Below are 24321 nucleotides of genomic sequence, written 5' to 3' on the forward strand. Positions count from 1 at the left end.
TGACAGTTCGATTAAATGTAATTACCATGGTTACACATTGTCGTCGCCGGGCGGGTTTGTTGTGAACACGAGTAGCCGGTTTGCATTCGCGGTGCATGTGCTCGCGCTGCTGTCGTTGCAGGAGGGCGCACCGTTATCGTCGGACATGATCGCGGGCAGCGTGAACACGAATCCCGCGCTGATCCGGCGGCTTCTGAGCATGCTGGCGGAGGCGGGCCTCACCACTTCGCAGCTCGGCGCGGGCGGCGGCGCGCTGCTGGCCCGGGCCCCTGAGCAGATCACGCTGCTCGAGGTGTATCGTGCGGTAGACGACGCGCAGTTATTCGCGTTGCATCGCGAAGAGCCGAATCCGGCGTGCATGGTCGGGCGCAACATTCAGGGCGTACTGCGCGGCATCATCGACGAAGCGCAGCAAGCCATGGAAGCCTCGCTCGGCGCGCGCACGCTGGCCGATGCCACGGCTGACGTGGTGCGTGCCGAGAAGCTGCGCGAACGCAAGAAGCGCTCGCACGCGTGACGTAGCAAAAAAGCAGTACGGAAGGGCGCGTGGCGGTCAATCGCAACACGCGCTTCTCAACGAACGGGGGCTCAAGCCCCTCTTTTTTCCTCGTAATATGTAATCGATGTAGTTACACATAAGCTAATGACAGGAGCAGTGAAAATGAGCAAACAATTGAAGATCGCGTTGTTCGGCGCCACCGGCATGGTTGGTTCGCGGATCGCCGCCGAAGCAGCCCGCCGTGGGCATCAGGTGACGGCGCTGGCGCGCAATCCGGCGCGCGTGCCGACCGATGTGGCGAACCTGAAAGCGGCGCAAGCTGATCTGCTCGATGCCGCGAGTGTCGGTGCGGCGGTGCGCGGTCACGACGTGGTGGCGAGCGCCTATGCGCCGCCGCAAGACGATCTCGCAGCGCTCGACAAAGCGACTCACGCGCTCGTCGAAGGCGTGCGCGCGGCGGGCCTGAAGCGCCTCGTCGTGGTGGGCGGCGCGGGTTCGCTCGAAGTGGCGCCGGGCAAGCAACTGGTCGATTCGGAAGGTTTTCCTGACGCCTACAAGCCTATCGCGCTCGCGCATCGGAAGGTCTTCGACGACTACCGCGGCGTGACCGACCTCGACTGGACCTTTTTCGCGCCGGCCGCGATCATCGCGCCGGGCGAGCGTACTGGCAAATTCCGCACGGGCGCGAACACGCTGCTGGCCGACGCCGAGGGCAATAGCCGCATTTCCGCGGAAGATTACGCCATTGCTTTCGTCGATGAACTGGAGCAGGGTCATTTCATCCGCCAGATCGCAACGGTCGCTTATTGAGCTTGAAACGAGGCTGAACGGACCGCGCGCGGGAGCTGCAAGCGCGACGTCAGGACCCACGCGCGGTCCCCACGTCGCTTGAGCCCGCGCAAGCGTCCTAACATTCGGTTACGCAAGTTCGGTCGCTCCCGATAAAACTGCGGATACACTGGCGTCTCCCGTTTTCTTACGGATTGCCATGCAGTCATGCCCGTCGCGGCCTGAGTCCGGGGCTGCGCCGTCCAACGGCGAGCAGCCGGCGACCCACGCCGCCTTTCATTTTTCTTCTGACCGTAGCGCATGCGATGCCCGCCGCGGCGCGCGTCCGCCACTCGCCGCGCGGCTCGGCGCATGGGCGGCCGCGGTCTTTGTCGCGCTGATCCTGTGCGTCGGCTGGTTGCCCGCGAAGGCGTTTGCCGCCGGCGCGGCCACCGGCACGCCTGTCATCCCGGCCTTGCAGAGCCTGATCAACAGCGCGACGGTGTCGGCGACGCCAGCGTCCTCCGCTTCAGGCGCTTCGGCGGCGGAGGCGGCGTCCGCGCCGTCGCCGGCGAGTCAGGCGGAATTGGCGCGCTCGCTCGACAGCGTGATCTCCACGCTCGACAACGATCGCCAGCGCAGCGCGCTCGTCGCCCAGCTCAAAAAGTTGCGCGACGTCTCGAAAAACGTCGCGCCGCCGGCGCCCGCGCAACCGAGCCCCGGTCTGCTCGGCGCGATCGCGTCGGGCATCGCGTCGTTCGAATCCGATGTGCATCAGGGCCGCACGCCGGTCCGCTATTGGGGCGGCCGCTTTAACGCGGCCGGCAACGAGCTCTACACGATCATTTCGGGGCAGGGGCATGAGAGCTTCGGGCGGATTCTGTTTTCGATGGCGGCAATGCTGGCCGGCTGGGGCGCATGTGCCGGCGCGCTGATCTATGTGCAGCACCGCCTGTACCGGCGCTTCGGCATCGTCATGGGACTGCAGCCGAATCCCACCACGCGCGAACTGCTGATCTTCGCGCTGCGCCGCGTCGGACCCTGGATCATCGCCTTCGTGGCCGCGTTGCTGTTCGTGCGCGCCATGCCCGACGCGCTTGGCCGCACGCTCGGCATGGTGGTCGCCTATGCGATCGTCGCCGGCGCGGTGTTTTCGGCGATCTGTCTGATCATGTTTTCGCTGTTCGGCTCGGGGCATCGGCGGATCGCGGTGCGCCTGCTGATCGATCATGCACGGCGCGTGCTGTTCGTGGTCGGCGTGTGCGGCGCGCTCGGCGACGCCGCTGTCAATTACGACGTCGCGCATCAGCTCGGCTCGAACCTCGCCGCGTTGATTTCGACAGCGGCCAACATGACGGCCGCTGTGCTTACCGGCTATTTCGCGCTCGCGTTTCGCCGGCCGGTCGCGCATCTGATTCGCAACCGCCCTTACGAGCAACGCACTAATCACAAGGCCGCGACCGACGCCTTCGAGGTGCTCGCCGCGCTGTGGCACGTGCCCGTGCTGGTGCTGGCGACCGCCTCGGTGGTCGCTACGCTCGGCGGTTCGGGCTCCAGCGAAAACGTCTTGCAGATTTCGGTGGTAACCGCGGCCCTGCTGGTGCTGGCGTTTTTCCTGTCGGCCGTCGTGTTGCGTCTGACGCGTCCGCGCAGTGCGCGCACGCGCCGCCGCTCGCCATATCTGACGCGTTTGCTGCGCTTTTTCGGCACGCTGCTGACGCTCTTCATCTGGCTTTTCTTCTTCGAACTCGCGGCCCGTTTGTGGGGCGTGTCGCTCGCAGAGGTGGTCGAGGAAAACGTCGCCGCGCGCGGTATCGCGCATGCGGTGACGGCGATCGTCGCCACTGTGTTCATTGCCTGGCTGCTGTGGATTCTGGTCGACACCGCGATCACCGAGGCGCTTAATCCCGCCGGGCCGCGCAACAAGGCGCGCGCGCCGAGCATGCGCGCCCGCACGATGCTGCCGCTGGTGCGCAACGTGCTGCTGGTCTCGATCATGACGATCGCCGGCATCGTCACGGCGGCGAATCTCGGCATCAATGTCACGCCGCTGCTGGCGGGTGCCGGCGTGATCGGCCTCGCGATCGGCTTCGGCGCGCAGTCGCTCGTGACCGATCTGATCACAGGGCTGTTCATCATCATCGAGGATACGATTTCGGTGGGCGACTGGATCGACGTGGACGGCGGCCATGCGGGCACGGTCGAGCATCTGTCGATCCGTACCGTGCGGCTGCGCGACGGCCAGGGCGCCATTCACGCGATCCCGTTTTCGCAGATCAAGATCGTCAAGAACCTGTCGCGCGACTTCGCGTATGCGGTATTCGAAGTGCGCATGTCGTTCACCACCGACGTCGATCAGATCACGCAACTGATTCGCGAAGTCGGCGCCGATCTGATGGCCGACTTCCGTTACCGGCGCGAGATGCTTGGACCGATCGAGGTGTGGGGGCTGGACCGTTTCGATCCGAACTGGATGGTCGTGAAAGGGCAGATCAAGACGCGGCCGTTGCAGCAGTGGAGCGTGGCGCGCGCCTTCAATTTGCGTCTCAAACGCAAGATGGACGAAGCGGGCATCGAGATTCCGGTGCCGCAGATGCGTGTGTACACGTCGTCGAAGGATAGCGAAGGGCAGCCTTTGCAGGACGACGAAGTGTCGGGATTCGCTCCGCATGCGCGTGAGCATGCGCAGGCCGGGGCGGCGTCGGCGGCGCGGGCGGTGCATGCGCCGCTTGCGGTGGCGCGCGATGTGTCGCATGAACCGCGGCCGGCGCCGCCGCCGACCGGGCAAAGCGCGCCGATTCCGCCGCAGATTCCGACGGCAGGCGAGGCGGGTGGGAAGAGTTGATTGCGCACGCGATGCGTGGCGTTTGAGGAAAGGCGCGAGGCGTTGGCCTAGCACCGGTAGAGCGTGAGGCTGCGTGGCTTTTTTGGAAGGGTGCGAGGCCTCCGCCCCGCATCACTAGATCGTCAGGCGCACGGTGTCAGGCACGCGCGCCGTATCGCTTCAGGCCAACGCCGGCACATTCGCCGCACGCACGATGTCGTTGACGTGCGTCGCGATCTGGGCGCCTGCGACGCCGTAAATATGCAGCGAAACGGCGGGGGCATCGCTGCGATTACCCAACTGATGAATCCCGCCGCGGCCGCCGCGCACGAACGACACCGCGCCCGGCTTGCGCGCTTGCGTACGCGAGGCGCTCGCGCAATGCTGCGCGCCGTTCCATTCGAATACCGTTTCGCTCAGCGTGCCGTCCACCACCGCGTAGCCGCACCACGTGTGATGCGCATGCACGGGGCTCGCCTGTTGCGGCAGCCACACCAGCGCGGCGATCGCATAACGGCCGTGCGGATCGGCAGCCAGAAGATGACGCCGGTACTTCTCGACCGAGCCTTCGCGCTGCGCCGGCGTGAGTAAATCGGGGTTCGCCGCCGCGTCGGCGAGCGCGATGCGCATGCTGCGCGCGAAGAAGGTCGAATCCGACGGTTCGGGGAAGTGGGCGCAGGCGTCGAATATCGCGTCCAGGGCATCGCAGAGGCGCGCGAGCGGCGCGTTGCGCACGGCGCGCAACAGCATGTCCACCTGTTCACGAGAGCCCGCCAGAGCCGTTTTAACGGGCTGCACGCGTTGGACTGGAAGGCGTTCGAGGGATGCAGAGCGGAGGTCTTGGCTCATGATGGTCAGGCAGCGGCAGGGCTGCTCATCGGTTATTTTCGGATAGCGATATTTATACCGGTTTGCCTGGAGAAAGAGTTTCCATATAATTCCCCTTGGAATCTGAAAAGTAGAATAATTTCCTATGGGGGTGTCATGATGGGAATGGATATCATCGACCGGAAGCTGCTGGAGTTGCTTCAGGAGGACGCGACCATGCCGATCGCCGAGTTGGCGCAACGCGTGAATCTGTCGCAAACGCCTTGCTGGAAGCGGCTGCAGCGTCTGAAAGAGGCGGGCGTGATCCGCGCGCAGGTCGCGCTTTGCGACGCGCGCAAACTCGGCGTGGGCACGACGGTGTTCGTCGCGGTACGCACCAATCAGCACACGGAGGAGTGGGCGCGAACCTTTACACGTGCGGTGCAGGAGATTCCGGAAGTGGTGGAGGTGTACCGGATGAGCGGCGAGACCGATTACCTGCTGCGCGTGGTGGTGTCCGATATCGACGACTACGACCGTGTCTACAAGCAGTTGATCGCCGCGGTGCCGCTGTATGACGTGAGTTCGAGTTTTGCAATGGAGCAGATCAAGTATTCGACGGCGCTGCCGGTGCGGCCCGCCGTGGTGAGGTAGGTGGAAGGGGGCGGGTGCGTCGTTTGCTGCTCTTCAGACAGCGAGTCGTATGGCGCGCCTGGTTGGCCGTTGAAGCTTTCCGGCAAGCTCGCGCGTCATGCCACTGAGGCCGCCCACTGCAAGCCGTGTGCAAGCTCAGTGGGCGTAGAATGCCGCCTTCCCAGACACCATCCGCGACTGCCTCGCGAACCGAGCCCGCCTCATGAACAAACCGCCGCGCAAGAAGAACCCGACCTTTGGCATTGCTGTCTTCATCGTGGTCGCGGTGCTGCTGGTGATCGCCACGCTCTTCTATAACGCCATCAAGGAAAAGCACGATTTCGACAGCCAGAATGCACCGGCGCCGTCGATTACATCGGATGCGGCCGCAGCGGCCAATGCCGCCAAACCGGCAAGCGGCGTGGCTCAGTAGAGCGACATGCACATCGACGTGGGTGGCGTAGCGCTCGACTCGTCGGCGGCGCTCGCCGCAACGCGGAGCTAGCGGTACATCAAAAACGCAGTCGCCGCTACGCACCAGGCGGCTACATCCGAAAAAGCATGAAAGCATGCTGACCGCGCGACGCGCAAGGTCGGCCCTCGACGCCATTTCACTCGTCCGGCAGACGAATCACGCTCGCATCCTTGCGAATCTGCGCCGCTGCCGACAGCATCTGCTTGCATTGATGCGCAAGCAATTTCATGTCATGCACGGCATCCGCCGAATAGTCCGGCGACTTCTCCGTTTCGACCACCATCGCATCGAGTTCGCGGCCCAGCAGTTTGATCTGCTCGCTTTGATCGGCCGCCGGCGCGGTGCCGGTTTCAGCTTCGGTGAGATTGTCGCGCACGACGCTCAGCGCGCGTTGCAGCGGCTGTAGCGAGACGCCGTCGACCTGCTGTTGCGCGGAGGTGCGCAGCAGCGGCGCGGCTGCGGTGATCTGCGAGGCGAGCACGTGGCTGCGCACCAGCAGGCCGTTGAGCTCCGGCACGAACTTCTGCGCGGACTTCGGTTCGAGCATCATGCGCTGAAATGCCTGGCCCAGATTGGCGAACGCCACGTGAACGTTCTTGCGGGCGAGCCGGTAGCGATAGTCGCGATCGAGCGCAGTCGCCGCCGCTGCTGCGGCAGCGGAGGCGCCGGAGGCCGGCTTCGCGGTCGGGTTGCTGACCGTGGTCGTTCCCGCACTGGCGCCGGCGTCGGCAATCGGTTTTGTTGTTGCGTCGGCGGACGCCGTAGCCGCCGCGTTAGCGACACCGTTTGCGCCAGCGTTCGCGCCGCCGCTTGCGCCAGCGTTCGCGTGACCGCTTGCACCAGCGTTCGCGCCGCCGCTTGCACCGGCGTTCGCGCCGCCGCTTGCACCGACGTTCGCGTGACCGCTTGCAACACCGCCTGCGCCACCGCGTGCCCCACCACTAGCCGCCGCCAACACCGGCTTACCGAAGTCAATCGCCGGATCGGCCATCGCCGCCGCCGGCGCACGCGCCCCGGCTTCGGTCACGGTAGCCACCACCGCGGCGGCCGGCTTGCCGCTCCACCACCAGCTTGCCTCCAGATACTGCCGCGTCGCGCTGATCATGTTGTTGACGAGCTTGCCCATCAATCGATATTCCCAGTACGGGAACAGGTGGCTCGCCGCGATCGCGATTGCGCAGCCCACCACGGTGTCGATCGCGCGCTCGCCGATGATGCGCATGCTGCCCGGCGCGAGCAGGTGGAACATGAGCAGCACATACGACGAGGTGAACACCACGCTCGCCGTGTAATTGAACAGCAGCAGGCTGTAGCTCATCACCATCGACGCGAACATCACCACCAGCAGGATGTGCGGCTCCTTGACGAAGATCATCAGCGCGATGCTCGCCGCGCAGCCGATCAGCGTGCCAACGATCCGCTGCCCGTTGCGCTGTTTGGTGAGCGAATAGCCGGGCTTCAGAATGATGACGGTGGTCATCACGATCCAGTAGGCGTTGGTGAGCGGCAGCAGACGCCCGAGCCAGAAGCCCACGGCGACGGCGATCGTCACGCGCAACGCATGACGGAAGCTCGGGGAGGCCATGGTCAGATTCGAGAAGATCTGCCCGAACGGCACGCGCCGGCTCGACACGAAACGCGTGAGCGCCTGGTCGAGCCGCAATTCGGTCTCGCTCGTGCTGGGTTCGCTCGAGAGGCTCTTGCGCATCTTGTCGATCAGACGCGTGGCGCTCCAGACGCGCCGGAAAGTCGACGAGATCGCCGAATAAGCTTCGTGGTTTTTTGCCGGCAGATCCTGCTTGCGCATCAGTTCGATTTCGAACTCGATGGCGCGCAATTCCGCCTTGACGTTCACGCGCCCACGCGGCGCATGGTTTTGCAGCACCGCAAGCCCGATCTCTTCCAGATCGGCGGCCGCCTTGCGAATCAGATCGCGGTAGAACACCAGCAGATCGGAGCCGCCGAACGTGCTGCGCACCAGCGGGTAATCGGTATGCGCGCCGACGAACAGCTCGTGCAGATCGACGGTATTGATGAACAGATTGAACAGCATGGCGCGGCGCGGTTCGAGCTTGCCGCTCTTGAACCTGGGCAGATTGCGCAGCACGATGTCGCGTGCGGCGTCCTGACGTTCCACCGCGGTGATCTGCTTGTCGACCAGGTTGCGATAACACTCGTCGAGATCGCTATCGAGGTCGTAGAACTCGGCGCGCGCCAGCAGATAGTTGGCGCACGCGAACACGCTTTCGGCCAGCGCCTGCTGTTCGATGCGATGCATCATCCAGCGGCTCACGAAGGTCGACCAGTAGGTGTACCAGAGGCCGCCCACCAGAATCCACGACGCGTTGACGAGCGCCTGCATCGGCGTGAAGCGCTCTTCCAGCGTCATGATCATCATGAACAGCGTGGCAAAGCTGATCTGCGGCCAGCGGTTGCCGTACACGACGATCAAAGACAGCAGGAAGGTGAGCGGCACGACCGTGCACCACAGCGTCACCGCGTTCACCGTGGCGAGCCCGGTGGCGAGCGCGGACAGGAAGCCGATCACCGTGCACGCCAGCATTTCGTTGTGCTTGTACTTGAGCGGGCCCGGCATGTCCACGACACACGCGCCGAGCGCGCCGGTCGCGATCGTGAAGCCGAGCTCGCGATCGTGAAACACGATCAGACACAGTACCGCCGGTAACGACACGCCGACTGCGATGCGCAGGCCGCCATAAAAGTACTGGCTGTAGAGGAATTTTTTTATTTCAACCGAATAGCGCATCGACTGCCTGGATTCCATTCACTAAGAAAACCGCGGTTGAAGGGGCAGACCCGAACTGCCGTCGAGTCTAACTGATTTTATGGCTGATCTGACCTCGTCCGTTCGGCCAGGTTCTGCCTTGGGGATGCGTTTGTTATGCTGTCGCTTCAATGTCTGTCGCGGCTCGGGGCGTTCCGCCCGTGCCGCCCGCAAGCCTCAGGATCCATGCTCCAGCTCTTCTACTCGAATCGCTACGAAACCCTTGTCGGTGCGCTGCTCGACGACCTGGCACAAGCGCCGTCCGATCCCTGGACCGCGCAGCCCGTGATCGTTCCGAGCGCGGCGGTGCGGCGCCGGCTCGAGCTGGATATCGCCGCGCGCCAGGGCATCTGCGCGAATGTCAACTTTGGTTATCTCGCGCAATGGCTATGGGCGCAGATCGGCGGCGTGATCGAGGTGCCGAAGCATTCGCCGTTCGCGCCGGACCGGCTCGTGTGGCGCTGCTACCGGCTGCTGGGCCAAGTGGACGATGTGGACGAAGCGCTGCCCTGGAATGCGTCGCCGCGTCTGCGCACGTATCTCGACGCGGCGGACGCGTCGATGCGCTATGAACTCGCGCGGCGCGTGGCGACCGTGCTCGACCACTATCTGACCTATCGCCCGGAATGGCTCCTGCAATGGCAGAAGGGCGGCTCGATCTTCGCGAGCGGCACCGCCGGCGACACCGGTCCGCGCCTTGTCGGCGCGAGTGAAGCGGCGCGCGAGGACGAGCGCTGGCAAGCGGCGTTGTGGCGCGCCGTGCTCACGGAACTGTCGGGCGATGCGCAAATGCCCGCGGCTGCCTTGCCGCCCGCTTATCGTTTTCTGGACGAAATCGGCACGCTCGATCTTGAGGCGATCTCGAACGCGCAGTGGCCCGAAGCGGTCAGCGTGTTCGCGCTGCCGACCATGCCGCCGTTGCACGTGGCGTTGCTGCGCGCGCTCTCGCGTTGGGTCGACGTGCGGCTGTACGTGATGAATCCGTGCCGCGAGTTCTGGTTCGACGTCGTCAGCGCGGGGCGCGTCGAAGCGCTCGACGCCGCCGGCCAGCTCGACTATCAGGAAGTCGGCCATCCACTGCTCGCCGAGTGGGGTCGCCAGACCCAGGCGCAGTTGCACATGCTGCACGAGTTGACCGAAAGCGCCGCTTCTGGCGAGACCGGCGATTTCACCGAAAATCCGCAACCGAGCTGGCTTGCCGCCGTGCAGAACGGCATCCTCGATCTGCGTGACGAGGCCGACGCTGACGAACTGCCGATCGAGAGCGGCATTGAAGTCCATGTCTGCCACAGCCTGTCGCGGCAGCTCGAAGTGCTGCACGATCGTCTGCTAGGCTGGTTCGACGAGTTCGACGACCTGCAGCCGTCCGACGTGCTGGTCGCCGTGTCCGACCTCGCGGCGGCCGGTCCTTTGATCGACGCCGTGTTCGGCACCACGCCTCCCGGCGACACGCGCCGCATTCCGTATCGGATTACGGGATTGCCGCCGTCGCAGGCTAATCCGGTTGCACGTTTGCTGCTTGATTGGCTGGCCTTGCCCGAGCGCAGCGTGGGCGCGCCGGATCTGATCGAATGGCTGCGCGTCGACGCGATCGCCGTGCGTTACGGTATCGACGCCAGTTCGCTCGAAGCCGCGCAGGAATGGCTGGCCGCAGCCGGCGCGCGTCGCGGGCTCGCGCCGGTCGAGCCGACGGGCGAACACGTGCCGATCGCCCGTCATACGTTCGCGGATGCGCTCACGCGTCTGTATCTGGGCTACGCGATGCCGGACGGCGGCGAACCGGTCGACGCCTGGCTGCCGGTCGAAGGCGCCGACGGTTCGGATGCGGAACTGCTCGGCCGCCTGTCGCGTTTCGTCGACGACATCGACAGCTTCGCGGCGAAATGCGCGATCGAGCGCACGCCCTCCGAATGGACGCAACTGCTGCTCGAAACGCTCGCCCAATGTTTCGACGGCGGCGTCGAGTTCTCCGATTCGCTCGCCGCCGTGCGCGACGCGATCGACAAGATGGGCGACGCGATGCAAGCCGGCGCACAAGAAGTCGTGATGCCCGCCGCGGTGGTGCGCGGCGCGCTCACCGAAGCACTCGACGACCCCGCGCGCGGCGGCGTGCCCTGGGGCAGCGTGACGTTTTCGTCGCTGACCAGTCTGCGCGGCTTGCCGTATCGCGTCGTCTGCCTGCTCGGCATGGACGACGGCGTGTTGCCGAGTCTCGCGCGCGCCGACGAGTTCGATCTGATGGCCGCCTTCGGCAAAGCCGGCGACCGCCAGCGCCGCGACGACGAACGCAATCTTTTCCTCGACTTGCTGCTTGCCGCGCGCGATCGTCTCTTCATCGCTTATACGGGCCGCAGCATTCGCGATAACGCGCCGTTGCCGCCGGCCGCGCTGGTCGATGAACTGCTCGACCATCTCGCGCAGGTGTCGGCGGGCGAGGGCGCGAGTCCCGCCGAAGTCGAGAGCGCGCGGCATGCGTTCGTCGTCGATCATCCGTTGCAGGCGTTTGCGTCGGACTATTTCTCATCGCAATCCGGGCTGTTCAGCTACGACGCCGATCGCGCCGAGCTGGCCACGTTGCTGGCCGCGCCTACACACGCCGCTGCGGCGCCGTTCTTCGATCAACCGTTGCCTCCCGAAGAACCAGCGCCGATTGCCTTCGACGAATTCGTGCGGTTCTGGCGTCATCCGGCGCGAGCGTTGTTGCGCGACCGCCTGGGCATCGTGTTGTCGGAAGCACAAGGCGAATTGCTCGATACCGAGCCGTTCGACCTGGATTACGCGGGGCGCGACGCATTGGCTGACCGTCTTTTGCCGGTGCTGCTCGACGTCGATACGGACGACGATGTCGTGTTCGAACGCGTGCGCCGCGTAGCGGCAGCGAGCCCGGAATTGCCGGGCGGCGCGACCGGCGCGGTGTGGCGCGCGCGTGAGCTCGGCGCGTTGCGGCAGCTCGCCGACAGCGTGCGTCGCGAGGTCGCTTCGGGTGTCGAGCGTTTGCCGTTCGTGCTCGACATCGTGCCTCGTTGGCCCGAAAGCGATGAGCTTGCCGGTGCGCTGTTCGGCCCGCATGACGCGCTGCTCAGGCAAGCGGCCGAAACGCCGCTGCAACTGCACGGCAGTCTGAACCTGCTCACCGAAACAGGACAAGTGATTTTCCGCTACGCCAAACCTACCGCGCGCGACTATCTGTCGGCATGGCTCGCGCACCTGGTCTATTGCGCCGCGCGGCCGAACGGTCCGCGCCGCACCGTATGGCATGGCAACGGCGAGAGTTTCGAACTCGCGCCGGTCGCCGCGCCGCTCGACGAACTGGCGCCGCTCGCCGCGTTGTTCAAGGCAGGGCGCACTCTGCCGCTGCGCTTCTTCCCAAAGAGCGCGTGGACCAAAGTCAGCGAAAGCGATTCCGCGGCGCAGGGCGTCTGGATCAACGACCGCGTGCGCGGCGAGTCCGACGACCCCGCCTTGCGCATCGCGTTGCGCGGCACGCCGCTCACGCTCGACGAGCCGTTCGGCAGTCTCGCCGCGATCGTGTTCAAGCCGCTCATGCAACATCTGCGGAGCGCGTCATGAGCGGAGCCACGAAGCATTACGCGCTGGTTGCCGAAGAGCTCGATGTCTTCGCCTGTTCGCTCGACGGCGTAAATCAGATCGAGGCGTCGGCGGGCACCGGCAAGACCTGGAATATCTGCGCGCTGTACGTACGGCTGCTGCTCGAAAAGAACCTGAACGCCGATCAGATTCTCGTCGTCACCTTCACGAAGGCGGCGACCGCGGAATTGCACGAGCGCATTCGTGGCCGTCTCGCCGAACTGCACCGCGCCATCGAAATGGATGACGACGGCGGGGATCCGTTCATCCGCCGTCTCTTTGAAACGACGCTGGCGCCGGAGCGGGGCATCGAGCGCGAGGCCGCCTTGAAGGTGGTGCGGCGCGCGCTGCGCACCTTCGACCAGGCGGCGATCCACACCATCCACGCATTCTGTCAGCGCGCGTTGCAGGAGGCGCCGTTCGCCGCCGCCATGCCGTTCGCCTTCGAAATGGAAGCCGACGACGCGGCGTTGCGCTTCGAAATGGCGGCTGACTTCTGGCGTGAGCAGGTGGAACCAGTGGCGCATGCGCATCCTGCGTTCGCCGCGTGGCTGGTGGCCAAACGTGCGGGTCCCGCTTCATTCGACGAGCAACTCGCGCGTCGTTTAAAAAAGCCATTGGCGCAGTTGCGCTGGGGCAAGGTCGACGCAAGCGGCAATGGCGCCGATCCGCAGGCCGGTTTCGACGCCGCCTGCGATCTCTGGCATGCAGAGCGCGATGCGATCGTCAGGTTGTTGGCCGAGGCGCAAGAACGTCTGAGCAAGACGTCGCACAAGCCCGATCATGTGAGCGCCGCTATCGCCGCATGGACCGAGTACTTCGCGCTGGGTGATTGCCACGCGCCGCCGCCGAAGGCCGCGTTGAAACTGACGGCTTCAGCGTTGAAGAAGGCCACCAAGGTCAAGTTCGAGCCGCCCGAGCATGCATTCTTCGAGCATGCCGAAGCGCTGGCGGCGGCCGTGGTCGCGGCAGAAGCCGCGCAACGCGCGCGCTGGCTCTCGCTTGTGCAAACCTGGCTCGACTACGCGCCCGCCGAACTGGTGGCGCGCAAACGCACGCGCCGCGTAGTGTCGTTCGACGATCTGCTGTCCAACCTGTATCGCGCGCTCGCCGCGCATCCGTGGTTAGCCGATGCGTTGCGCACGCGTTATCCCGCCGCGCTGATCGACGAGTTCCAGGACACCGATCCGCTGCAGTTCGCGATCTTCAGCCGCATCTTCGCGCCGGCCGGCCCGCTGTTTCTGGTCGGCGATCCGAAGCAGGCAATCTACAGTTTTCGCGCGGCGGATCTGCATACCTATCTGGCGGCGCGCGAGGCGGCATCCGCGTGCTACACGCTGGCCGTCAATCAGCGCTCGACCGCGCCCATCGTCGAGGCGTGCAACCGGTTCTTCGAAGCCAACCGCCAGGCATTCGTGCTGGATGGCCTCGACTATCAGCCGGTGCGCGCGGGCGAACGGCGCAGGCCGCCATTCGCCGATCCGGATACGAGCGCCGGCGACTTCCGTATCTGGACCTTGCCGCAAGGCGACGCCGCGTTGACCAAACGCGAGGCTCAGCGCGAAGCGAGCGAAGCGTGCGCCGCCGAGATCGTGCGGCTGCTGCGCGGCGCGCGCGAAGGTACGGTGACGATCGGCGACGTGCCGCTCGCGCCGGGCAACATCGCGGTGCTGGTGCAAACGCACAAGCAGGGCAGTCTGATCAAACGCGTGCTGGCTGCCTGGGGAGTCGGCAGCGTGGAACTGGCGCAGGCGTCGGTGTTCGCGACGCTCGACGCCGAGCAGATCGAACGCGTGCTGGCCGCCGTCGATACGCCCGGCGATCTGCGCCGTCTGCGCGCCGCGCTGGCCACCGACTGGCTCGGCCTCGACGCCGCGGCGTTGTGGCGTCTCGAGCAGGTCGCCGACGCCCCATCGGTTGCCGACGATCCCGCGCACGCCGCCGACGCGATGGGTTGGGTCGAACGTTTCTCGCGCTATCGCACGCTGTGGCATGAACGCGGCTTCGCGGTGATGTGGCGCACGCTGATGCGTGAGCTGCGCGTCGCGCAACGGCTGGTCGCCGCAGCGGATGGCGAACGTCGTCTGACGAACGTGAACCATCTGGCCGAACTCGTGCAGGCGCGCGCCGCGACGCAGCCCGGTATCGCGCCGACCTTGCGCTGGCTCGCCGCGCAACGCACCCAGGGCGGTGGCGAAGACGCGCAGTTGCGGCTCGAGTCGGACCGCAACCTCGTGCAGATCGTCACGGTCCACAAATCGAAAGGGCTCGAATACGCGGTGGTGTTCTGTCCGTTCCTGAACGATGGCGCGTTGCGCGAGCCGCCGTCGTCCGGTTTGCCGGATGCGCGCGAGTATCACGACGACATGGGCGACGCGGTGCTGCACTATGGTTGTGACGACGAAGAGGCCGAGCATGCGTCGCGTTACGCGGTGCGCGAACAGGCTGCGGAACGGGCGCGGCTCGTCTACGTGGCGTTGACGCGCGCGGTGTACCGTTGCTATCTGGTCGCGGGCACGTATCAGTCGTCGCGCTCCACCAAAGAGTCGCGCCGCAGCGTGTTGAACTGGCTCGTGGCCGGCGGCGGCCATGAGTTCGGCGACTGGCTCGCCGAGCCGCCCGACGAAGCCGCGTTGTCGGCGCGCTGGCAAGCGTTGGCGGGTGGCCCGATCACGCTGCAGGCACTGCCGAGGCCCCAGCGCCGCATGCCGCTCGAAAGCCTTCAGGACCGCGGCGCGCGAATGCAGGCGCGAGCCAATCGCAGGCCGTTGCGCGATCAGTGGCGCATGGCGAGTTTCAGCGGGCTGATTGCCGCCGGTAGCAAAAGCGAAGAGATGCACGCGCGGGTGGAAGAGGTGCGTCCCGATCATGACGAGATTGCCGATGCGCTCGTCGTCGCGCCGACGCCCGCGCCGCAGGCTCCGGCCTACGCCGAAGACGACATCCTCGGGTTTCCGCGCGGCGCCGCTGCGGGCGATTGTTTGCATCGCATGTTCGAACTCGCTGATTTTACCGAGCCGCATACATGGACCGACGCCATTCGCGGCGCGTTGCGCGAGCGTCCAGCGCCGGCTGTGCCTGAACTCGCCGCACGTCTGCCCGCGATGATGCACAACCTGCTCAGGGACGTGGTCACCGCCGAGCTGCAGCCCGGCATGGCGCTCGCCGAGCTGAACCCGCGCCGGCGCCTGAACGAACTCGAGTTTCTGTTCGCCGCGCCGTCGCTTGATTTCCCTGCGTTGCGCGAACTGCTGATCGAACATGGCTATCCCGACGTCGCGCTGGAACCCGGCGTGTTGCGCGGGTTCGTCAAAGGATTTATCGACATGATCGTCGAGTACGACGGGCGTTTCTGGATCGTCGACTGGAAGTCGAACCATCTGGGCGATACCGCTGCCGACTACGCCGCCGCGCCGCTCGAAGCGGCCATGGCAAGCCACGCGTATCACCTGCAGGCGCTGCTTTATACGGTTGCGCTGCATCGTTATCTGAAAACGCGGGTGCGCGATTATTCGTACGACACGCATATCGGCGGCTATCTGTATCTGTTCGTGCGCGGTGTGCGTCCGCATTGGCGCGACGCCGAAGGACCGGCGGGCGTGCATAGGCGGCGGCCCGCATTCGAACTGGTCGCGCTGCTCGATGCAGCCATGATCGGGGGTGTTGCATGAGCACGTTCGAACAGAGCGCATCGGCGCCGCCTGAGCTCGACGACATCGGTGTGAATTTGCCCGCGCCGGCGGATTTCAGTATCGCGCTCGCCGAAGGTTTCGCGCGCCGCATCGGTGCGCTGGCGCGGCGTGGCGGCGCGTCGGCCGAGGCGGTCAAGTGGGCGGCGCGGGGCGCGTTCGCCGCGAGCCGCGCGACGGCCGAAGGCCACGTGTGCGTGCCGCTTGCGCTGCTGGCGCGACGCTTCGAGGCATCGAGCGCCGAAGTGCGCGCGGCGCTGTTCGCCAGCGGTATGGCGAGTGATGGTTCGCAAAGCGCGGCGGCGTTGCGGCCGCTGGTGGTCGATGGGCAAGGGCGGTTGTATCTGGCGCGCTATTACGACTACGAGAGGCGGCTTGCACGCGCGTTGGTGGCGCATGCGGGGGCGGGTTTAGGTGACGAGCGATTGGCCGATGCTCAGGCTCGTGGGCGTGATGCTGGCAGGAGCGGTGCTGACGCGGGATCTCTTGCTGGAACCGACGCTAACGCCGACGCGCGCGCCGGAGCGGCTGCGAACACCGGCACGAACTCCAACGCCAGCGTGAGCACCGGCGCTGGCCATTTCGCCAGCGCAGACGGCGGCATGAATGTGAACGCCCAAACACTGCACGAGCGTCTGCTGCGCTACTTCGGTCCACCGAAGGACAACGAAGTCGACTGGCAACGCGTCGCGGCGGTCATGGCGCTGTCGGGGCAACTCACCATCGTCAGCGGGGGACCTGGCACCGGCAAGACCACCACCGTGGTCGGCGTGCTTGCCTGCCTGCTCGATACACGCGCGGATTTGCGCATCGCACTCGCGGCGCCCACCGGCAAAGCCGCGCAGCGCATGCAGGAGGCCTTGCTCGCGCGCGCCGGCGATTTGCCGCCTGAACTCGCCGCGCGTTTGCCGCAGACGTCGTACACCTTGCATCGTCTGCTCGGCTCCGGTCCGGGTGGACGCTTCCGGCATCATCGGGACAATCCGCTGCCTTACGACGTCGTCGTGATCGACGAGGCGTCGATGATCGACGTCGCCATGGCCGCGCATCTGCTCGACGCCATCGCCCCGCAGGCGCGTCTCGTGATGCTCGGCGACAAGGACCAGCTCGCCGCCGTCGAGGCCGGCGCGGTGTTCGCCGAACTCAGCGCGCGTCCGGCTTTTACGCAAGACGGTTTGCGGCGGATCGCCGAGGCGCTCGGCATCGACGAAACGCGGCTCACGCAGGCATTGCCGGGCGCATCGCGGGGCTTCGGCGAGGAGCCTGCGGATTTTTTCGCGCAGCCCGATGCGCCCGACTACGATCTGTTTGCACACACGGAGTCACCTCGTCCTTTCGACGAACTACCCGTTGGCGATCTTTTCGAAAGCGCAGCGCCACGGCCTTCGCACGTAACCACGGCGTCGCCCATGCAGAACCCGCTCGCCGATTGTGTCGTCTGGCTCGAGCGCAACTATCGGTTCGGCCTGGAGTCGCCGATCGGCCGTCTGTCGCTCGCGATTCGCAACGGCTCGGCGAGCGCCGCGCTCGATGTCCTGCGCACCGATCCCACGGAAACGTGCGCAGCGGCGCTTCACGAAGATACGCACGCGACGCTTGCCGAGCGCACCGTCGCGCGGCTCGCCGCAGGATTCGCGCCGTACGCCGACGCGCTTGCCACAGCGCTAGCAGCCGAAACACCCGACCCGTTGCCGCTGTTCGACGCGTTGAACCGGTTTCGCATTTTGTGTGCGACCCGGTCCGGGCCGCGCGGCGTCGATCAGGTGAATGCGGCGATGGCGGCGCAGGTGCGGCGCGCGGCGGGCGTGACGCTGGCAGTGGGCGCGCAGTGGTTCGCCGGGCGTCCGGTGATGGTGACGCGCAACGATTACGCGCTCGGTCTCTTCAACGGCGACATCGGCATTGCGCTGCCGGGCGCGAGCGGCGCGTTGCGCGTGTATTTCCGGACCGGTGATGGCGGTTTGCGAGCGGTTTCGCCGGCGGCGCTTCCACCGCACGACACCGCGTTCGCGCTTACGGTTCACAAATCGCAGGGCTCGGAGTTCGAGCACGCGGTGCTGATGCTGCCTTCGGTATTCAGCCGGGTGTTGTCGCGCGAACTGGTGTACACGGCGATCACCCGCGCGCGTGAACGGGTCGAAGTGATCGGCGGGCGCGCCGTGCTGGCTCAAGCTATTGCGACGCCGACACAGCGCGACTCCGGGTTAGCCGCGCGGATAGCGGAGGTGTGGCGCGGCGCTAAATAGCAGGTGCGGGTAAGGGGCTGCTTCGCGGTTAGATTACGCAAAGTAAGTGGCAGAACGGCAGAGTGGCGGAGCGGCGGGAGCGGCGGAGCGGCAGAACGGCAGAACGGCAGAACGGCAGAACGGCAGAACGGCAGAACGCAGAACGCAGAACGCAGAACGCAGAACGGCCCAGGCGCATTTCGCGCCGAACCCGCTCAACCAGCAGCGCCACCCGACTGCACGTGCGCCTCGACCCGACCACGCATGGTCTTTCGATACCAGAACGTCCACAACGTAAGGCCACCATAAATGCCGTAGCCGATAAACGGCGACACCACCAGGAAGCGCTCGATCGGCCACGTGAGCGCCATCCACGCACGCAGCGCCGTTTCGCCGGTCAGGCCGACGCCCCACACCAGCGTCATCAACCGCATCGCGCTGACGAGAGCCGGCCGCTCTTGCCACAGTGCCTCGAAGCGCGCCGCGCCACCTTCCATTTCGCGAGCGACGGTGGCGCGCGCGAGATAGAAGATCAGCGGGCGGCGCATCGGCAACGAGAGCAGAAACACCACGCCGACCGCGCCGGACACCAGCGACTCGCGCAACAGCAGCATGCGCGGACTGCCGCCGAGCGCCATCGCCGCGACCGAGAGCACGATGCCGGCCACCACCATCACGCTCAGCGCGTCGACGCGCCGAAAACGCGCGAGTTCGATCAGACTCCACACGATCGGCGGCACGGCCGACGCGATCAACGCGCCGGTCTCGCCCAGATGCGGCAGCGCAAGCCGGTAGGCGAGCCACGGCAACAGAAAGTTGACAGCCAGTTCCAGCACAAACCCTGGATGGAGTTTCATGTGAATTTACGCTGTAAGCGAAAAACGCAGTATCGATGAACTGGCCGCGTCGACGCAAATAGTTTTTCGCATCGGCAGACGCGCCCGATAGTCCGCAATCAGTGATCGGTCGCGCGCTGTGTACACTCATGTTTCCCGATTCAAGCTCGCGTCATGACATCCCGCTATCCAATCCCGCTGAACGAAATCGAACTGACCGCAGTGCGCGCGCAAGGAGCGGGCGGCCAGAACGTCAACAAGGTTTCGAGCGCCATTCACCTGCGCTTCGATGTGCAGGCATCTTCGTTACCGGAAGTGTTGAAAATGCGCCTGCTTGCGCTGTCCGATCATCGGCTCACGCGCGACGGCGTGGTGATCATCAAGGCGCAGCAGCATCGGACGCAGGAGATGAACCGGGCGGCGGCGCTGGCGCGGCTCGATGAACTGATCGAAAGCGTCAGCGTGACGCGCAAGCCGCGCGTCGCGACCCGGCCGACGCGCGCGTCGAACCGTCGGCGCCTCGACGGCAAAGCCAAACGCAGTGAGATCAAATCCGGCCGTGGCCGGGTGGACGATTAGCGCTTGCTGCCGCGTCCCGAAGGACGCGCAACGGCGGTCGTGGCGGTCGGCACGAAGTCGACGCACAGCACATGCGTGCCGTCATGCTCGAAGGCGAGGGCCGCGGTGTAGCAGTCCTGACCGTCGGCGAGCGAATAATGCGGACCCATCATCGCGACGCGCCCCGGCGCGGCGAGCGCGTGCTTGAAATAGGCCCGCCGCGACCAGTTGCTGCGCGTATCGGTGTAGAGCGGCGCAAGCCGCAGCGGCGGCGGCGGCACCGAGGCGGCCGTCACTGAGGGCAGGGTTTGCTCACCCAGCCCGTCGGTGATGAACACGCGGCGTGCTTCGCGCAGATGCCAGACCTTTTGCGCCGCCTGGCGCAGATCGCCGGTGGCCTTGTAGGTCTCGGCGGCGGCCAGCACCGCTTCAGCAAAACCTTCGAAACCAAGCCGCTGGTGGCCGGCATGCTCGCGTTCGTAGTCGGCGAACTTGCTCCACATCGATTCGATCAGCGCCGGCACCTTGGCGCATGCCGCCTGCACGGAACTCTTCGGCTGACCGAGCCAGAAACCCTGCACGAAATCGACGTCGGCTTCCATCAGGATCATCAGCTCTTCATCGGTTTCGACACCTTCGGCCAGCACCAGCGTGCCGGACTGATGCAGCATCGAGACCAGATGGCCGATCATCGAGTCGTCGCCTTCGCGCTTGCCGGCGCGCGCGACCAGCGAACGGTCGAGCTTGACGATGTCGGGGCGGAAGCGCCACACGCGGTCGAAGTTCGAGAAGCCGGTGCCGAAGTCATCGATCGCGATCAGGAAGTCGCGCGGCTGCGACGCGGCGAGCATGCTGGCGACAGCGGATTCGTCGTCGGCGGGCTGCTCGAGCACTTCGATCACAATGCGTTCCTGCGGCAGACCGAAGTGCGCCGACAGTTCGTCGATGAACGCGCGTTGCGGCCAGCCGGTTTCGAACACCTGCGGGCGCGTATTCAGAAAGAGCCAGCCGGTGCTGATGCCTTGCTCCATGAAATTCGCCACATGCAGGCAACGGGCGATGCGGTCGAGTTCGCGGGCGTCGGCGGCCGAGCGGGTGCCCGAAAACAGCACGTCGGGCGAGACCGGCAAACCGACTGGATCGACGGCGCGCAGCAATCCCTCATAGCCGACTACGCGCTGGTGCGTCACCGACAGCACCGGTTGGAACACGCTGTGCAAAGTCAGCGCGCGCCACGTCGCGGTCCAGCCGGACTCGTCCCGGACCAGATGCGGGAGCAGGCCGCTCAGGGTCAGTTCGCTGACGGATGGCATAAAGGCAGGAAAGAGAGCGGACATGGCGACATCGCGGCAAGCGGGTGACGGGACGCGCCAGGCAATTCGGCGCGCAACGGATGCACGGCCCACGCGTGCGCAGGGCAGCTCGGATAAAGCCCGGGAACGCGGAGAGCGATGCCAGCCATGCTGGACTCCGGCGAATTAGTCAAAACCAGTCTAACAGTTTGCAATTCGGGTGAATGTGCGGGTAATCACAGACGCGGGGTCATATCCGCGGTGATGCCGATCTCCACGCCAATCGGCCGTCCGGCATGAGTTTGACGCCCGCTTGTCTCGCGCAAACCCGATTGCGCCTGGCGCAATCAATCGCCTGTATGAAACCGAGCGTAACAGGGCGGCAAGCGGACACCCGCCAAACTCCAGGCAAGGACGGAACTCAGACGTATGGACGCTCGAACCGGTTATCCGGTTAGCGCAGACGAAGCCTGAACAGGCACGCCGTCGGCTTGCGCGCAGGCCGCCTGCAGCTTTGGCGAGCGCCGGGTATGCTGCTGCTTTTCGTGAAAAGGGAGGTCAGGCATGTCGGAAATCGCGGTGGTCGCAATCTCGGTGGCGAAGCCGGGCTATGAAGAGCAACTCCGGCAGGCGCTCGAAGGGCTTGTCGGGCCGACGCGCAAGGAGCAGGGAGCGCTTCAGTACGATCTGCACCGCGACCTGCAGGAGCCGCGCCGGTTCGTATTTGTCGAGCGTTGGGAAAGTCAGGAAGCGCTGGCGGTGCATGCGAAATCAGCACACATCGAGGCTTACAGGAAAGCGGTGGCGGACTGGGTGGAACATGCGGAAATTCGCGTCGTGTCGAAAATCGCCTGAACCTTCAGGCGAATTGGACAACGGCGAGCGAATTGCCGGGCACGATCAGCCCGGCACGGCGCTCGCCGTTTGTTTTTAATGCGTGGCTTGTGGAACGTCGAGAATCAGGATGATGGTCCAGTCGGCGTCGCCGTCATGGTGATACTGACGTTCCGCGACGATGAACGGCTGCCGCTTGCCGTCCGGGCCGAGAAACAGCACGTCGCCTTCCATCGGCAGGCATTCGACGGGCGGTAGCGCCAGAAACGCTTCCTGACCGCCGCGCGGCATCAGTTTTTCGATTTTGCGAGATGCTGCTTCAGTCCATTCGATATCAAGCTGGATGTTGCTCATGCTGTCCTCCGCACCAAGGTGCGCACGGGTTAGGGGGTTCCGGCCAGGCGCCGGTCGGTGCGCGACTTTAGCACACCGCCAGCCGGGCGCCGTGGGGCTGAAGCGGTGGCCGTGAGGCCGGTCGGCGCGCCGCGCTGTCCGGAGGCTCGCAAGTCCTTCGCCAACCCATTAGACAACAAAAAAGCCGAAGCCGGCGGTGCCGGCTTCGGCTTTTCACCTTCGCGGCGCGGCCGCGGGTGAGTCGGGTAATTGCGCTTAGGATCCGGCGTCGGCCTTGGGGGCTTTCTTGTGATGCGGGGCTGCCTTGTGGTGTTTCATCGGCATGGCCGGTGCGCTTTCCATTGCTTGCTGGCGGTTTTGCAAATCTTGCGCACGCTGCTCGACGTCGGCGGCCTTGGCCGGATCGGTGCTCATCATGACGCCGTTGTCCTGCGCATAAGCCGCGCCCGTTACGGCACTGAGGGAAACCAGGATCGCCAGGGACACTTTCTTCATTGCTACCTCCGCAGAGTGGTTGTGGACCCGAGTACTTGCCTGTCCAAACGGAAAGACAATGCATTCTAGTCAGCAATATCCGCTCCAACAGAGGGTTTTGTAACTGCAATGACAAATCGTTACATCTTGTTACGTTCGGCCAGCAGTTGCAATGCGCGGTGGCTTGAGTGGGAAGTCACGATAACGCGTCGCCGCTCGGGCACATTATTCGCATCTCTAAATAGGTCGTTCTGTGATGAGGCTTGAAATTCAGAACCAGCCGATCGCGCGATAGACGTGAAATTGCGCGATGCCGATCAATTCATGCAGCGCTATCTCCGCAGACGCCAAGTTGTCATATCGCGGTAGTACACCGAGACGTGCGCCTATCGCGTTCGAAATCATCGGCTGCGGCGCGAGGCCGAAGCGGTGGAAATCGAGCAAGGCGCGCGGCATCTGATAGGCGGAAGTGATGAGGATCAGCGAATCGTAACGTGAGCCCTGCAGAATGGTGGAGACGTTGCGCGCGTTTTCGTAGGTCGTGAGGCTGCTGTTTTCCAGCACGATGTCCGCGCGCGGCACCTGTTGGCGCAGCAGGTAGGGCAGATAGGTGTCGGCTTCGGTTGCGCGATGCCGCTGCGGATTGCCGCCGCTCACGATCACATGGCATGTGTCCGCCGCGCGTTTGCAGGCGGCGTAGTTTTCGGCGCTCGCCGCAATGCGCGCAAGCACGTCGCGCGGGGGCACGAGGAGGTGGTCGTCGTCGTAGATCGTGCCGCCGCCCAGCATGATGATCGCGGTGCGCGGCGCGAACGTGGCGGGCGTCTCGGTCCGCCAGCGCGGCTGCGCCAATTGCAGCAAGGGGGCGGTGAGCCAGCCGGCGGCGAGCAGCCAGAAGACGGCGACCGTGCAGATGGCGAGAGGGCGGCGGGCGCCTTTCCATAGCACGATTGCTGCAAAAAAAAGCGCTAATAAAGTGAATAGAATCAATTTAAATGGGGTAACGTATGTCTTTCGGGACAAATCCACGGGCTTGCTATCGCGCCGCAGCGGTTGCATCGCCGGCTCTTGGACAGAACGCTAACATGCCGTTCAGACGGGGGTTCCGAATACGAGACCAGGCAGCACCTGGCGGAATTCGACTGCACACGTTGCAGTCAGCTTCCAGCCAAGGGCGGGTGCTACGCGCGTCACTGGTGGCGCGGTGACGTGTTGGGCATAAATGTGTCATAGCTGCACTTTAAGAAAGAAGTGAGATGACCACGTATTCCAACGAAGCGGTACTTGAAGCGCTGCGGCGGGCGCAATATCGCCAGGTCCCATGGGCTAGAAGGCCGGGTGTTTTCCAATATCTTCGCGCACTAGGCTTGATGGACACCGTTCGGCAGCGCACTGTCGCGCCGGCTCCAGGTTTCCACGCACCTGTTGATATCGCCGTGCTCACGGAGCGGGGCAGAGCCGAGTTTGCGCGCCTCGCCCATGACGAACGTCTGCTCACCTGGACAGCCCAGCGCATGAACGACTACGTCGTCGCCACCGCCGACACGCGGCCTACCGCCGCGCTCGAAGTCCGGCCTTAGCTAAGGCGGGCTGGCAGGCGTTGTTTCCCGCCCGCTTTGAGCGGCTGGCGGCGTCCCCATTGCCCCGTCCCGCCTCATTGCACTTGCTTCGCACCGTGCG

The 24321-nt window shown here is 65.1% G+C and carries 18 protein-coding genes; 11 read left to right on the forward strand and 7 right to left on the reverse strand.

The genetic code is table 11. From position 1 onward, the window contains the following. The first annotated feature begins 61 nt into the window (after positions 1–61). From HF916_RS35305 to HF916_RS35315, 3 genes are all read left to right on the forward strand, one after another. Positions 62–517, forward strand: a complete 456-nt coding sequence (locus HF916_RS35305; RefSeq protein ID WP_168793431.1) for an Rrf2 family transcriptional regulator — start codon at positions 62–64, stop codon at positions 515–517. Positions 518–661: 144 nt separating this feature from the next. Then, entirely contained in the window at positions 662–1309 is a 648-nt protein-coding gene (locus HF916_RS35310; RefSeq protein WP_168793432.1) for an NAD(P)-dependent oxidoreductase, read from the forward strand. Positions 1310–1487: 178 nt separating this feature from the next. After that, a complete protein-coding gene (locus HF916_RS35315) occupies positions 1488–4112 on the forward strand; it encodes a mechanosensitive ion channel family protein (protein WP_168793433.1) in 2625 nt (874 codons plus the stop codon). A 159-nt stretch (positions 4113–4271) separates the two neighbouring features. Here the strand turns inward: HF916_RS35315 and HF916_RS35320 are convergent, their stop codons facing one another. After that, positions 4272–4841, reverse strand: a complete 570-nt coding sequence (locus HF916_RS35320; protein ID WP_431311463.1) for a cysteine dioxygenase — start codon at positions 4839–4841, stop codon at positions 4272–4274. 237 nt (positions 4842–5078) lie between these two features. Between HF916_RS35320 and HF916_RS35325 the strand changes: the two genes are divergently transcribed. Together HF916_RS35325 and HF916_RS35330 are read left to right on the forward strand one after the other, a co-directional pair. Beyond that, a complete protein-coding gene (locus HF916_RS35325) occupies positions 5079–5552 on the forward strand; it encodes an Lrp/AsnC family transcriptional regulator (RefSeq protein WP_168795757.1) in 474 nt (157 codons plus the stop codon). A gap of 202 nt (positions 5553–5754) precedes the next feature. Then, positions 5755–5964, forward strand: a complete 210-nt coding sequence (locus HF916_RS35330; protein WP_168793435.1) for a hypothetical protein — start codon at positions 5755–5757, stop codon at positions 5962–5964. Between the two features lie 178 nt (positions 5965–6142). Here HF916_RS35330 and HF916_RS35335 read toward each other — a convergent pair whose 3' ends face one another. Next, positions 6143–8773: an FUSC family protein gene (locus tag HF916_RS35335; RefSeq protein ID WP_168795758.1), complete on the reverse strand. Its 2631-nt coding sequence runs from the start codon at positions 8771–8773 to the stop codon at positions 6143–6145. Positions 8774–8977: 204 nt separating this feature from the next. Between HF916_RS35335 and recC the strand changes: the two genes are divergently transcribed. Genes recC through HF916_RS35350 form a run of 3 tightly spaced genes read left to right on the forward strand, consistent with a single transcriptional unit; the run spans position 8978 to position 18314 of the window. Then, positions 8978–12361, forward strand: a complete 3384-nt coding sequence (recC, locus tag HF916_RS35340) for an exodeoxyribonuclease V subunit gamma (protein WP_168793436.1) — start codon at positions 8978–8980, stop codon at positions 12359–12361. Then, on the forward strand, positions 12358–16050 hold the full coding sequence (gene recB / locus HF916_RS35345; protein ID WP_168793437.1) for an exodeoxyribonuclease V subunit beta: 3693 nt from the start codon (positions 12358–12360) through the stop codon (positions 16048–16050). The genes recC and recB overlap by 4 nt, the downstream gene beginning before the upstream one ends. Then, entirely contained in the window at positions 16047–18314 is a 2268-nt protein-coding gene (locus HF916_RS35350) for an AAA family ATPase (RefSeq protein WP_168793438.1), read from the forward strand. The genes recB and HF916_RS35350 overlap by 4 nt, the downstream gene beginning before the upstream one ends. 194 nt (positions 18315–18508) lie before the next feature. Here the strand turns inward: HF916_RS35350 and HF916_RS35355 are convergent, their stop codons facing one another. Continuing rightward, positions 18509–19150 (reverse strand): VC0807 family protein, encoded by a 642-nt coding sequence (locus HF916_RS35355; RefSeq protein WP_168793439.1) that lies wholly within the window; start codon positions 19148–19150, stop codon positions 18509–18511. A gap of 153 nt (positions 19151–19303) precedes the next feature. On the opposite strand from HF916_RS35355, the gene arfB reads away from it, so the two are divergent. After that, positions 19304–19708, forward strand: coding sequence for an alternative ribosome rescue aminoacyl-tRNA hydrolase ArfB (arfB, locus tag HF916_RS35360; RefSeq protein ID WP_168793440.1), 405 nt, complete (start codon positions 19304–19306; stop codon positions 19706–19708). On the opposite strand, the gene HF916_RS35365 is transcribed toward arfB, so the two are convergent. Further along, the gene (locus tag HF916_RS35365) at positions 19705–21024 is read right to left on the reverse strand and encodes an EAL domain-containing protein (RefSeq protein WP_240975811.1); all 1320 of its coding nucleotides are present in this window, start codon (positions 21022–21024) and stop codon (positions 19705–19707) included. The genes arfB and HF916_RS35365 overlap by 4 nt on opposite strands. Positions 21025–21543: 519 nt before the next feature. Between HF916_RS35365 and HF916_RS35370 the strand changes: the two genes are divergently transcribed. Further along, positions 21544–21834: a putative quinol monooxygenase gene (locus HF916_RS35370; RefSeq protein ID WP_106313988.1), complete on the forward strand. Its 291-nt coding sequence runs from the start codon at positions 21544–21546 to the stop codon at positions 21832–21834. 75 nt (positions 21835–21909) lie between these two features. Here the strand turns inward: HF916_RS35370 and HF916_RS35375 are convergent, their stop codons facing one another. The 3 genes from HF916_RS35375 to HF916_RS35385 form a co-directional block, all read right to left on the reverse strand. Then, positions 21910–22167 (reverse strand): DNA-binding protein, encoded by a 258-nt coding sequence (locus HF916_RS35375; protein ID WP_168793441.1) that lies wholly within the window; start codon positions 22165–22167, stop codon positions 21910–21912. Positions 22168–22422: 255 nt separating this feature from the next. Then, positions 22423–22662: a hypothetical protein gene (locus HF916_RS35380; RefSeq protein ID WP_168793442.1), complete on the reverse strand. Its 240-nt coding sequence runs from the start codon at positions 22660–22662 to the stop codon at positions 22423–22425. Between the two features lie 249 nt (positions 22663–22911). Next, positions 22912–23631 (reverse strand): YdcF family protein, encoded by a 720-nt coding sequence (locus tag HF916_RS35385; protein ID WP_431311455.1) that lies wholly within the window; start codon positions 23629–23631, stop codon positions 22912–22914. A gap of 266 nt (positions 23632–23897) precedes the next feature. Here HF916_RS35385 and HF916_RS35390 point away from each other — a divergent pair, with 266 nt between their 5' ends. Further along, positions 23898–24221, forward strand: a complete 324-nt coding sequence (locus HF916_RS35390) for a hypothetical protein (RefSeq protein ID WP_132374957.1) — start codon at positions 23898–23900, stop codon at positions 24219–24221. Positions 24222–24321: the final 100 nt, after the last annotated feature.

The sequence above is a fragment of the Paraburkholderia aromaticivorans genome, assembly GCF_012689525.1.
Classification (GTDB): Bacteria; Pseudomonadota; Gammaproteobacteria; order Burkholderiales; family Burkholderiaceae; genus Paraburkholderia; species Paraburkholderia aromaticivorans_A.

What these genes read in the sequence shown, in the direction of transcription:
- HF916_RS35310 (WP_168793432.1), top strand. Translation starts at nt 662, where the DNA reads ATGAGCAAACAATTGAAGATCGCGTTGTTCGGCGCCACCGGCATGGTT.
- HF916_RS35315 (WP_168793433.1), top strand. Translation starts at nt 1,488, where the DNA reads ATGCAGTCATGCCCGTCGCGGCCTGAGTCCGGGGCTGCGCCGTCCAAC.
- HF916_RS35320 (WP_431311463.1), bottom strand. Translation starts at nt 4,841, where the DNA reads ATGCTGTTGCGCGCCGTGCGCAACGCGCCGCTCGCGCGCCTCTGCGAT.
- HF916_RS35325 (WP_168795757.1), top strand. Translation starts at nt 5,079, where the DNA reads ATGGGAATGGATATCATCGACCGGAAGCTGCTGGAGTTGCTTCAGGAG.
- HF916_RS35330 (WP_168793435.1), top strand. Translation starts at nt 5,755, where the DNA reads ATGAACAAACCGCCGCGCAAGAAGAACCCGACCTTTGGCATTGCTGTC.
- HF916_RS35335 (WP_168795758.1), bottom strand. Translation starts at nt 8,773, where the DNA reads ATGCGCTATTCGGTTGAAATAAAAAAATTCCTCTACAGCCAGTACTTT.
- recC (WP_168793436.1), top strand. Translation starts at nt 8,978, where the DNA reads ATGCTCCAGCTCTTCTACTCGAATCGCTACGAAACCCTTGTCGGTGCG.
- recB (WP_168793437.1), top strand. Translation starts at nt 12,358, where the DNA reads ATGAGCGGAGCCACGAAGCATTACGCGCTGGTTGCCGAAGAGCTCGAT.
- HF916_RS35350 (WP_168793438.1), top strand. Translation starts at nt 16,047, where the DNA reads ATGAGCACGTTCGAACAGAGCGCATCGGCGCCGCCTGAGCTCGACGAC.
- HF916_RS35355 (WP_168793439.1), bottom strand. Translation starts at nt 19,150, where the DNA reads ATGAAACTCCATCCAGGGTTTGTGCTGGAACTGGCTGTCAACTTTCTG.
- arfB (WP_168793440.1), top strand. Translation starts at nt 19,304, where the DNA reads ATGACATCCCGCTATCCAATCCCGCTGAACGAAATCGAACTGACCGCA.
- HF916_RS35365 (WP_240975811.1), bottom strand. Translation starts at nt 21,024, where the DNA reads ATGTCCGCTCTCTTTCCTGCCTTTATGCCATCCGTCAGCGAACTGACC.
- HF916_RS35370 (WP_106313988.1), top strand. Translation starts at nt 21,544, where the DNA reads ATGTCGGAAATCGCGGTGGTCGCAATCTCGGTGGCGAAGCCGGGCTAT.
- HF916_RS35375 (WP_168793441.1), bottom strand. Translation starts at nt 22,167, where the DNA reads ATGAGCAACATCCAGCTTGATATCGAATGGACTGAAGCAGCATCTCGC.
- HF916_RS35380 (WP_168793442.1), bottom strand. Translation starts at nt 22,662, where the DNA reads ATGAAGAAAGTGTCCCTGGCGATCCTGGTTTCCCTCAGTGCCGTAACG.
- HF916_RS35390 (WP_132374957.1), top strand. Translation starts at nt 23,898, where the DNA reads ATGACCACGTATTCCAACGAAGCGGTACTTGAAGCGCTGCGGCGGGCG.